This window comes from Haladaptatus sp. (assembly GCF_049589095.1).
In the GTDB taxonomy this organism is placed as follows: domain Archaea; phylum Halobacteriota; class Halobacteria; order Halobacteriales; family Haladaptataceae; genus Haladaptatus.
In genome coordinates, this window is record NZ_JBAWAC010000411.1 from 1 (window position 1) to 10,368 (window position 10,368).

Here is a 10,368-nt window from a genome sequence, read left to right on the forward strand (position 1 = left end):
CACTCGAAACAGGCCGTCTCCGGGGAAAATCCTGAAACCGCGGCATCCACCCCGGCGATCGCATGTCCACCGACGCCACCGAGTTCCACGGCGATCCACGGAATCCCCGCGCGATTCGCACGCCTGAAAACGGGTGCCCCGACCTCGTCGATGACGACCGCGAAATCGGCCTCGTCGATCGCGTCGTCGTCGAGTTCTTCGACGCTTCCTTCGATATCCGAGAGCGCCGCGACGACCGCATCCGCACCACGTCCTTGTCCGACCACGCCCAGCACGCTGTTCATGCACGGGACGAGACGGCGTGGTGGCAAAAATACGGCGGATAGCTACCGCTCACGGGTACTGAAAAAACGGAAGGAGTTCGGCTTAGTTGAGGATGCTCTGTGCGACGCCAGCGAGCTGGTCGGTGTCCGCGCTCTGCAGTTCGTCGTTGGCGAGCTTCAGGCGGAGGCGTGGGCGACCGACGTCGATGGGGACCTTTTCCGTGCCGATGAGGCCCATGTCTTCGAGCTTTGTCTTCGTGCGGGAGAACGTGGCTTTGCTTGCGATGCCGACGTCCTCGCCCCACTTGCTGATGTCGTAGAGCAGTGCCTCGTTTTTGGCCGCGACGAGGAGGCTGATCGTCACTTCGTCCAGACCGTCTCCGTCGCCACGTGCGGTTTCGAGGGACGCGAGGACGCTGTTGAAGTCGTCTTCCGCCTCGGGGCTGATCTCGTCGCCGAGCGTCTCGCGGACACGCGTGATCGGGGGCGTGCGGAGCGAGAAGGCGCCTGCGTCGTCCCAGAACTCCGAGTAGGTACCGTATGCGGCGTCAACGAAGTCGTCGTCGTCCGAGGTGAGACCGCCAACGCGGTCGCCCGCCGTGACGAGCGCGATGACGACGTCGTCGGTGACGAGGAGCGAGTTGCCGGAGGTGTCGTCAGTCGTACGAAGGGTGAGTGCATCCTCGTCGATGAGGTCTGCGGCGTTACTGGCGATGATGAAGTCCTCCATCACGTCCTTCAAGGTACTCTCGTCCGCGAGCATGCGCATCTCGGGGAGGTCACCTTCGTATTCCGTTGCGGCGTCGATGAGGTCCTCGATCGCGCTCGCGGATGGGTTCACGACGAGCATGACGTCGGGACCTTGATCGATGACCGTCTGCAGGATTTCGTGGACGCTTTGGTTCAAGAGGTTCGATTTTGTTTCCATGGTAGCAGGGAAGAGATTCATGTATTTAATTTTAACGCTCGAACTCAACGGAAATCATAGGTTATGTAGCATGAACAATTAGTCAACGACGTAATTATAATCTCTAAATTTGTATAATATCGGCCTGATCTCCGAAATCTCTTCAGTGAATTTGAATTTTTCAGTGTCCCCGCGAGAGTGCCCAGATCGCACAATATCACGTAATTTTACCTTCCGATAACCGTTGTTGGCCGGGAATAACCGGATAATTCCGTTAGGTAAGCGGTAATTACCAAATCAAGATTGCGTGAACAGTCCGAAAGGATGAAGTATGATGGATGTGGTGTTTCAACACATACCATGCGATCCGAAATCCGACAGTGGTTTGCGAGTCATCCGTGGGCGTTGAACGCAGCATTCACCTTGATGTTTGTATCGGTCGTCTACACGGGTGGTATCATTACACCGCTGGAAGCCGGTACTGCTGGCGGTGGACCCTGATTACAACAGCGATCCCAACTTGCTCGACCAGTACAGTTCACCATCATACACAATCGGAATTTTTGCCCGCGTGAGAAACGATTTGAGTTCAGCCTGATCTAGCGTGAAGACTGCATCGTGTCCATTGAGGTACATCTTGTTATCCTCCTTCAAAAACGGTTGATAGTATCCACCATGCATTCGCTCCGCGATCGAACTATATGATAACTGGAACTTGTATCCGTTGACCTTTGTAAGGCGTCCTATCGTCGGAAAGACGGTCCCACACTGCGTTAACTGGTGTGTCCCATCACCGACGACTGCGTAGTCCTTGTTCATCATGATTCGCCGTCGAGCGATTTGAAGGGCTCGCTGGATGCTGAAGCCGTTTATCAACAGTCGGGCGAACGAAACACCCACTTTCCCGGCCTGTTTGTTCAACACCTTGTTGAACGTCACTGCACCGGCCACACTACCTTTCCTAATCAGCTCCATCCCTTCGTAGTAGGAGCCACACGCGTTCAGAAAGAAGGTCTGGACGTTGCTCTCCGTGATGGACGACACCGGGAGGTTGCCGTCGGTACAGCGCAGTCCGGACCTCTCACAGTGGCCGATGTAGTGGACGAAATCGCTCGGTGTTTCCAACACCTTGGCGAGTTCCGTGCATGTCAAATGTTCACGAACCGTAACCTTGATAGGTAGATTTTCCGACCGCTCCAGGTAGATCTCGGCCACGTCCTCGTGTTCGTCCTCCATCGTCTCGTCGTTCAGTATCAGGGTCACGTCGATTTCCCCTTCCGACTCTTCGAGGTACTTGAACCGGTTCTCGTAGGCACTCGGTTCGACCTTGAACACATCGATGGGCACGCCATCCGCCAACCATCCATGAACACGCCCCCTGTGAAGTTCGGGCATCACCCTATCGACTGACGTAACGCTGTTCGTCGTCCGGTACGGGTTATCGGCCGAAACCGCACGTGGCTTCGATGGTGCGGCTTGTGGATTACCACGATAGAAGTCACCGAGTGATACGTCCAACAGTTCGGTCTTCTGTAGATTGGACGATTCTGGGAGGTAGATGAGGCTCAGGTTTGCAAGCAGATACGGGAGCGAGGGGACGTTTTCCAGCGACGGCTCGACGTACATCGCTAGATGCCAATCCGGAAGTCCATCGTCGATACGGTCGAAATCCACGAGGTCGTAGGTAACCAGTTGTTCGGCCGGAGTGGCCCCGTAGGTTGATTTCGCGTCGATATCGATCTCATCGAGTAGATCCAACTCCGCGAGTTCCCAGCAGTACGGTCCCTCATTGCGGACGAGACAGTCCAAAAAGAACAACCGACGGAGCATGTCCGCGACTTCGTGTTGATACGACGGGAGGGGACTGAAAACGTACGTGAAGTTGACCTCGGGTGCCGAAAGCACCGGCGCATCACGCTCTTCGACCACCACGTCCGCTTGCAGATAGTACGCGAGGGGTGCGGTGACGAACAACGTCCTGAAATCGTCGGGAACTCGTATCTCGATGCCGACGTTCTTTTTCTCGGCGCGCACCGGTTCCGGGATGTTCAACTCGTCCCCTACCTCGAATCGAGGTGGATGTCCGCGGAGGGTTGGATATGACCGATCTGGGCCGGTCGCCTTGTGCGATGACGAGGCATACGTAATCGCTGTCGCTAGTCCTTCCGTCGTCGGTGGAATGGTTATCGTATCGAGTGGGACGTTGTGATGGCTCCGAAAGCCGAACGTAATCGGAATCCACTCGTGGAAATCGATGATTAACGACTCGAAATCGTCCGTTTTACGAATGGACGCTGGCCCCGAAAATCGGAGATACGTTTTGACGTTCCCGTGGATGTTTGCGAGGTACTCCCCGTCGGGAAGTTCGAGGGGTTTGGTGTCATTCCCGTGCTTGTACTGCTCCCCTGTCTCGACTTCGGTGACGTTCACCAAACTCGGAGGAAACGTGAGTTCGGACGCGTAGCCGGGGACTAACTCGTCGACCGGCGGTTCGATTTCCTGCGTCTCGCCGCCGGACTTCCAGTCGGGTGCATCGATGGTGACCCCCGTTTTTGTCCGGTCGAACGCGCGAACCCCTGTCTCCGTTTCCTCCCATTCGATCATACCGGTAATAGAAGCGTTATCTCACTGTTAGTTTATATTTCTGTCGGGGACGGCGATCTGCCGTGCGAAGGGTAAACTTATACCTCGCGGTGTCTCGGGATTTCACATGGAGTACGACCACGTTCGAGCGACCGATCCGGAAGTCGCCGACGCTCTCGAAGCGGAAGTCGAACGCGAACGCGACACGCTGGAGATGATCGCCAGCGAGAACTTCGCCAGCGAGGCGGTTCTCGAAGCACAGGGAAGCACCCTGACGAACAAGTACGCGGAAGGCTATCCCGGCGAGCGATACTACGGTGGCTGTGAGCACATCGACACGGTCGAGAGCCTCGCCATCGAGCGCGCGAAGGAACTCTGGGGTGCGGAACACGTCAACGTCCAACCGCACAGCGGTTCGCAGGCGAACATGGGCGTCTACCTCGCCGTTCTCGACCCCGGCGACAAGATCCTTTCGCTCGACCTGACCCACGGCGGCCACCTCAGCCACGGTCACAAGGTGAACTTCGCCGGAAAGCTGTACGACGTCGAACAGTACAAGGTGGACACCGAAACCGGCTACCTCGACTACGACGCGATTTACGATCACGCCGTCGAATTCGACCCCGACATCATCGTCTCGGGTTACTCCGCCTACCCGCGACAGGTCGAATGGGAGCGGATTCAGGAGGCCGCCGACGCAGCGGATGCGTACCACCTCGCCGACATCGCTCACATCACGGGCCTCGTCGCCGCTGGCGAACACCCCTCGCCGGTCGGCATCGCCGACTTCGTCACCGGTTCGACGCACAAGACGATCCGCGCCGGACGCGGTGGCATCATCATGTGCGACGAGGAGTACGCCGACGCCGTCGATACGGCGGTCATCCCCGGTATGCAGGGCGGCCCATTGATGCACAACGTCGCAGGCAAAGCGGTCGGGTTCAAGGAAGCGCTCCAACCCGAGTTCGAGGAGTACGCCGCCCAGACCGTCGAAAACGCGAAAGTGCTCGCCGAGACGTTCCAGGACCACGGCTTCGGTCTCGTCTCCGGCGGCACGGACACCCACCTCGTGCTCGTGGACCTGCGTGAATCCCACGAGGACGTGACGGGCAAGGACGCCGAGGAAGCGCTCGAAGACGTCGGCATCGTCCTCAACGCGAACACGGTTCCGGGCGAGACGCGCTCGCCCTTCGTCGCCAGCGGTATCCGCGCCGGTACCCCCGCGCTGACGACCCGCGGCTTCGACGCGGACGACATCGAACGCGTCGGCGACCTGATTGCCCGTACGATAAACCACATCGGCGACGAGGACGTCAAGGCCGAAGTCGCCGAGGAAGTGCAGGCGCTCTGCGACGAGAACCCGCTGTACGAATAAGTCGTCTCAACGTTTCTTTTTTTTGCGAGCGACACATCTAATTCGGCACGCCGTGAGGTTCGACCATGCCTGAACAACTCGCGGGCTTCAAACGCGCCGATATCGTGTTCACCGACGGAACATCCCTCGCCGACGTGACCGTCGCCATCTACCCGGGTTGGATTCGTATCCAGACGGAGACGGCGAACCAGTTCCATCCGCGCGAGCAGGTGGACCGGATTCAATCGACTCGGTGATACCGATGACCGACGATTCAGACGTTCTTCGGGCGACCGTACGCGTGGAAGACGAGAGCGTCGAATACGTCGAACACGACGACGTGATTCGGTATCCGAAGTACATCGGCGGGGAAACGGAATACGATACGATGCCGGTCGAAGGATGGATCGAATTCCGTGCCGCCGAGGCCGCTAAGGATGTCGTCTGGGAGGAGCTAAACGAACGGGTGGATGGGGAGATTTCTGGGGTCGGAACCGGAATCAGTTCCACCGACGACGGCGCTACGAAGACCGTGAAAGTGTACCACGAGCGGTGGCGAAACGTACGCCCGTTCGATTCCCGTTCGAGTTGACATCATGGTGTCATAGTTTCTCTAACCAATACGATACACATTCATGCATATATCTGAATTCTAAAGGCCAAAAATACGCACGAACCCGGATGTTTAAGGGGCTTCGAGTGCCAACGTCGGGTAATGACGGACATCATCGACGGGCGTGCGGTTGCGGAGGGTATTCGAAGCGACCTCGGCGAGAGCATCGAGACGCTGAAGGCGGAGGGTGTAACGCCGGGACTGGCGACGGTGCTCATGAGCGACGATCCGGCGAGCGAGACGTACGTCTCGATGAAACAGCGGGACTGCGAGGAGGTCGGTATCAACGGGATTCACATCGAAATCGACCCCGAGGCACCCGCCGAGGAACTGTACGACACCATCGACGACCTGAACGAGGACCCCGACGTCCACGGGATTCTCGTCCAGATGCCGGTCCCTGACCATATCGACTCGCAGAAGGTGCTCCGCGCTATCGACGCGGAAAAGGACGCGGACGGCTTCCATCCGGAGAACGTCGGCATGCTCGTGGCGGGCCACCCAAGATTCAAACCCTGCACGCCACACGGCGTCCAGAAACTCCTCGAATCGGCGGGCGTGGACCCCGAAGGCAAGGACGTGGTCATCGTCGGTCGGTCGAACATCGTCGGCAAACCGCTCGCGAACCTCCTCATTCAGAAAGCCGAGGGTGGCAACGCGACGGTGACGGTGTGTCACTCCCGTACCGATGACCTCCCCGCGAAAACCCGCGAAGCGGACGTGGTCGTCGCGGCCTGCGGCGTCCCCGAACTCATCGACGGTTCGATGCTTTCCGAGGGCGTGACCGTCATCGACGTGGGTGTCAACCGCGTGGATGTCGCCGAGCAAAGCTCGGCGGGCAGTCAGACGGACTCTGACGAGTCGGACAACGAGAAGGGCTACGAACTCGTCGGCGACGTGGACTTCGAGAGCGCAAAGGAGAAAGCGAGCGCGATTACGCCGGTGCCGGGCGGCGTCGGCCCGATGACGCGGGCGATGTTGCTCTACAACACGGTGAAGGCCGCCGGAGAGCAGACGGGCATCGACGTCGAACTGCCGTAAAGCGGAGCGTCGAACGGCGCTATCCTAACCGGTCGAGTCTGTCCTGACTGCTTGCGAGGGCGTCCGTATCGCCCTGGTCGAAATATCGCCGCAACTCACGGGCGGCCGACACGAGCGCTTCCGCGGTGTCGATGTCGGTCCCGCCTTCGAGCGCCTGCGCTCTGCGGACGTGTTCCCCGAGGGTTTCCAGCGTACTCCTGCTCTCCCGACTGACGTCGTGTTCCCTGGTCCACTCCCCCATCTCCCGGTGATATTCCTTGAGCGATTCGGCGTCGGCCAACCCGCGGATCTCGTAGATCGACTCCGGGAGGTCCTCGGTGTCCGGTCGTTCGCCCTCGTCGGCCCCGCTGAGCAGGGAGTAGAAGTAAATCTCCTCGTCGTCGGTCATCCGCATCGACCGACTGAACAACTCGCCCGCGTGGCGGAGTTCGTTCGCGGCGAGGTAGGTGCCGTCGAGCGGGAGGAGTTCGCCGCCGCGGATGAATCCACGCTTTCTGACGTATCTGCGCCCTTCCTCCGCCGCGAGGCTTGCGACTTCGCGCGCCGGTTCCTTGTCCAGTGCGTTGCGTATTTCGACCAGTTCGAGCGTCGCCGGACGGTCGGTCTGTTGGAGACGATTCTCGTCCAGCCCGACGCTCTCCATGCTTCCACAGTCGGGACACGTGACGCTCCCCGTCTCGTAGTACGACCACTGGTTCCCGCAGCGCTTGCACTCACGGGTTCCGCGAACTTTCATGCCCATCCGTTACAGGCCCGCGGTAAAAACTTTCACGCGCGTGAGCGGTCTCCTCTCTCCTCTTTCACCTCCCCTCTTTCACCTTCGGTGCGGTCCTTCTCCCCCGCTGCAGTTCCTTTCTCCCCAGTACATTTATCAGCGGTCACGAACTACACCGTATTACCATGTCGAGTGAAACAAGCTCGGAGGATAGAGTAAGTCGCCCCGTGGCGACTGGTCGAGAAATTCTCGGCCACTTGTACCGCTGATTCTGCGGAGTATTCCGCGAACGACTCGTCCGCTCCACCCGAGACGCCAGTCTCCGCCGAACGCACGGACGATGGCGTGTCGCTGACCGTCTCCGGCGAGACACACGAACTCACCAGACGCGAGGCAATCCACCTGCACGAGGTTCTCGGTCGAGCGCTGACCGAACGCCGCGAATACCTCTACACTGCCGGGGAGCACCGCGACGACGGGAGTTACGTCGTCTCACGCCGTGGTGCTGACTCCGCTGGTCATCGAAAGGTGTTCGAGCGCTTCGACGTACTGGTGGACCTGTATGACCGGCTTCCCGGGGCGTTCACCGCCGATGACGTGGGCGAACGGGGACTGACCGGCGGACGACGTCACATACTCGTCCATCACTTCGCCGAACACCCCGAGTTCGACTGCGAACTCGTCTCGCGTCAGCCACTTACCGTGCAGAAGGAGGGCAAAACGGAAGGGTAGAAACGCGGACGAACGATACGCGGAGGGCCTACGGGCCAATACTACACGAAGAGCAGCGCGGGAACCCCGACGACGCTTCCGACTAGTGAACGCTTTTCGGGATGGACTGCTTTCTCCCGCGTATGTCACACCACGCCACAGACGATGGACCGCGACCGTCCACGTTCTCCATCGTCGCTCGCGACCCGGAACAGGACGCCATCGGCGTCGCCGTCCAATCGAAGTTCGTCAGCGTCGGCAGCGTCGTTCCGTTCGTCAGCGCCGACGCCGGAGCCATCGCCACACAGAGCTTCGCCAACGTTTCCTACGGACCGGACGGCCTCGGACTGCTTCGGAAGGGTACCCCCGCCGACGAAGTCGTGATGGAACTCACCGGTGCCGACCCCGACTTCGAGTCGCGGCAACTCGGCGTCGTCGAGGCACCCATCGCCGCTCGCCGCCGGACGAAATCCCACAACGTGGGTGCACAGGAGGATTCGATAGCCGCCTTCACGGGCGTGGAGTGTTTCGACTACGCGGGCGACATTCAGGGCGCTCACTACACCGTGCAGGGGAACATCCTCGAAAACCGGGCCACCCTCGAAGCGATGGCCGAGACGTTCGAGGAGACCGACGGCGGACTACCGGAACGACTCATCGCCGCGCTCCACGCGGGCAACGAGGCCGGTGGTGACAAACGCGGCGAACAGAGCGCCGCGCTCTACATCGCCAAACCGCAAGGTGGCTACGAGGGCCGTAACGACCATTGGGTGGACGTGCGCGTCGACGACCACGAAACTCCAATCGACGAACTGGAACGCGTCTTCAAGATTTACGACGTGACCCTTCTGGAGCGCGAAGCCCCGGACGAGACGCGTGAACTGACCGGCGACGTTGCGGAACAGGTCAGCGGCACGCTCGCGGAGATGGGCTTTTTCGAGGGGACACCATCGACGGGATTCGGCGACGAGGAGCGCGACGCCCTGGAGGACTTCCGCGGCCTGAACAACTTCGAAAACCACTCGCTTCCCGTGCTGGAGGACGCCCTCGCACGCGGCTGGGACGAGTCGTCAGGTGACGGCCAAGGGAAGATGGTCGACGCCATCTGGCACGGCCTCTCCCGACTGCAACGGAAGTGACGGCGATACGAGAGGGAATTTTCGGATTTCGATTCTGCTGTAATTGAACGAGAGCACGGGAGAGCGACGCTCCCCCGGGGAATCGGTTGGGGAGGACGGGATGCGGTTTTTGTGGTTCGGAGAAAACCGATTCCGGAGTCGTTTGCGAGTGGGCTAACGTTAATGAGGCTTGACCGACTAGCAGTATCTATGAGTACAGATGCCGCACCGAACGGGGAGGAAAGCCCGACAATCGAGGTGACCGAAGATGCAGCGGAACAAGCGCTGTCGTTGCTGGACAGCGAAGGCCTCGAACATTCGGTAGCGGGGCTTCGACTGTTCGTACAGCAGGGTGGCTGTGCCGGACTGTCGTACGGGATGCGGTTCGATGACGAACCGGAGCCTGACGATACGGTGTTCACACATTACGGTCTGCGGGTGTTCGTCGATCCGGCGAGCATGAACTACATCGAGGGGAGCGTCGTGGATTACGAGACCGGTCTCCAAGGTGCGGGATTCCACGTCGAGAACCCGAACGTGGTCTCCGAATGTGGCTGTGGCGAGAGCTTCCGAACCTGATTCGACGCGACGAAGCTCGCGGTATCGGCAAAAGAATTGATCGGTGGCTGTTTTTCCGTCAGTCCAGTTCGAACGCGACTGTCACTTCGGATTGGTACTGACGCCCTTCGACCGAGGCGACTTCGACGCCGAGGGTGTCGACTTCGACCCACTTGATATTGTCGAGCGTGTCCTCCGCCCGGTCGATGGCGTTTTCGGTCGCTTCGTCGAACCCTTCGTTGCTCGTTCCGATGAGGGTGATCTTCTTGAACACCATGGAGTATGTGATTGTTCCGCACCGGTAAAAACCGCATCGGCCGTCCCGGTCCCATCCCGTTCCGTATCCTCCCATCCCGTTCCGTATTCCGTTCGTTACTCGGACCCCTGCATCCGTGCGTCGAGGCGGGCCGCGAGGGCACCCGTCACGTCGGTGAGGTAGGCCGTCCCCCAGAGTGCGGTGACGAGGCCGCCCGCCGTATCGAACACCAAGTCGAGCATGGTGTCG

11 protein-coding genes and 1 pseudogene are annotated in these 10,368 nt (G+C 59.7%); 7 read left to right on the forward strand and 5 right to left on the reverse strand.

From position 1 onward, the window contains the following. The 3 genes and pseudogenes from WBV42_RS12915 to WBV42_RS12925 form a co-directional block, all read right to left on the reverse strand. Window positions 1-284: pseudogene (locus tag WBV42_RS12915) on the reverse strand (YcaO-like family protein); the annotation flags it as partial. A gap of 82 nt (window positions 285-366) precedes the next feature. Then, complete coding sequence (tbsP, locus tag WBV42_RS12920; protein ID WP_423986391.1) at window positions 367-1,191, reverse strand: transcriptional regulator TbsP; 825 nt, start codon at window positions 1,189-1,191, stop codon at window positions 367-369. 480 nt (window positions 1,192-1,671) lie between these two features. Beyond that, entirely contained in the window at window positions 1,672-3,774 is a 2,103-nt protein-coding gene (locus WBV42_RS12925) for a hypothetical protein (protein ID WP_423986392.1), read from the reverse strand. 106 nt (window positions 3,775-3,880) lie between these two features. Here WBV42_RS12925 and glyA point away from each other — a divergent pair, with 106 nt between their 5' ends. The 4 genes from glyA (at window position 3,881) to WBV42_RS12945 (ending at window position 6,761) form a co-directional block, all read left to right on the forward strand. Next, window positions 3,881-5,128 (forward strand): serine hydroxymethyltransferase, encoded by a 1,248-nt coding sequence (gene glyA, locus WBV42_RS12930; protein WP_423986393.1) that lies wholly within the window; start codon window positions 3,881-3,883, stop codon window positions 5,126-5,128. 65 nt (window positions 5,129-5,193) lie between these two features. Continuing rightward, the gene (locus tag WBV42_RS12935; RefSeq protein ID WP_253227145.1) at window positions 5,194-5,364 is read left to right on the forward strand and encodes a hypothetical protein; all 171 of its coding nucleotides are present in this window, start codon (window positions 5,194-5,196) and stop codon (window positions 5,362-5,364) included. A gap of 5 nt (window positions 5,365-5,369) precedes the next feature. After that, entirely contained in the window at window positions 5,370-5,699 is a 330-nt protein-coding gene (locus WBV42_RS12940; protein ID WP_423986394.1) for a hypothetical protein, read from the forward strand. A gap of 123 nt (window positions 5,700-5,822) precedes the next feature. After that, window positions 5,823-6,761 (forward strand): bifunctional methylenetetrahydrofolate dehydrogenase/methenyltetrahydrofolate cyclohydrolase, encoded by a 939-nt coding sequence (locus WBV42_RS12945; RefSeq protein WP_423986395.1) that lies wholly within the window; start codon window positions 5,823-5,825, stop codon window positions 6,759-6,761. Between the two features lie 19 nt (window positions 6,762-6,780). On the opposite strand, the gene WBV42_RS12950 is transcribed toward WBV42_RS12945, so the two are convergent. After that, window positions 6,781-7,497: a DUF7117 family protein gene (locus tag WBV42_RS12950; RefSeq protein ID WP_423986396.1), complete on the reverse strand. Its 717-nt coding sequence runs from the start codon at window positions 7,495-7,497 to the stop codon at window positions 6,781-6,783. Between the two features lie 324 nt (window positions 7,498-7,821). Between WBV42_RS12950 and WBV42_RS12955 the strand changes: the two genes are divergently transcribed. From WBV42_RS12955 to WBV42_RS12965, 3 genes are all read left to right on the forward strand, one after another. Beyond that, a complete protein-coding gene (locus WBV42_RS12955; protein ID WP_423986397.1) occupies window positions 7,822-8,208 on the forward strand; it encodes a DUF7528 family protein in 387 nt (128 codons plus the stop codon). 122 nt (window positions 8,209-8,330) lie between these two features. Next, window positions 8,331-9,326: a DUF1028 domain-containing protein gene (locus tag WBV42_RS12960; protein WP_423986398.1), complete on the forward strand. Its 996-nt coding sequence runs from the start codon at window positions 8,331-8,333 to the stop codon at window positions 9,324-9,326. A 189-nt stretch (window positions 9,327-9,515) separates the two neighbouring features. Then, window positions 9,516-9,884, forward strand: coding sequence for a HesB/IscA family protein (locus tag WBV42_RS12965; RefSeq protein ID WP_423986399.1), 369 nt, complete (start codon window positions 9,516-9,518; stop codon window positions 9,882-9,884). A gap of 58 nt (window positions 9,885-9,942) precedes the next feature. On the opposite strand, the gene WBV42_RS12970 is transcribed toward WBV42_RS12965, so the two are convergent. Continuing rightward, on the reverse strand, window positions 9,943-10,140 hold the full coding sequence (locus WBV42_RS12970; RefSeq protein ID WP_423986400.1) for a dodecin: 198 nt from the start codon (window positions 10,138-10,140) through the stop codon (window positions 9,943-9,945). Window positions 10,141-10,368 lie beyond the last annotated feature (228 nt).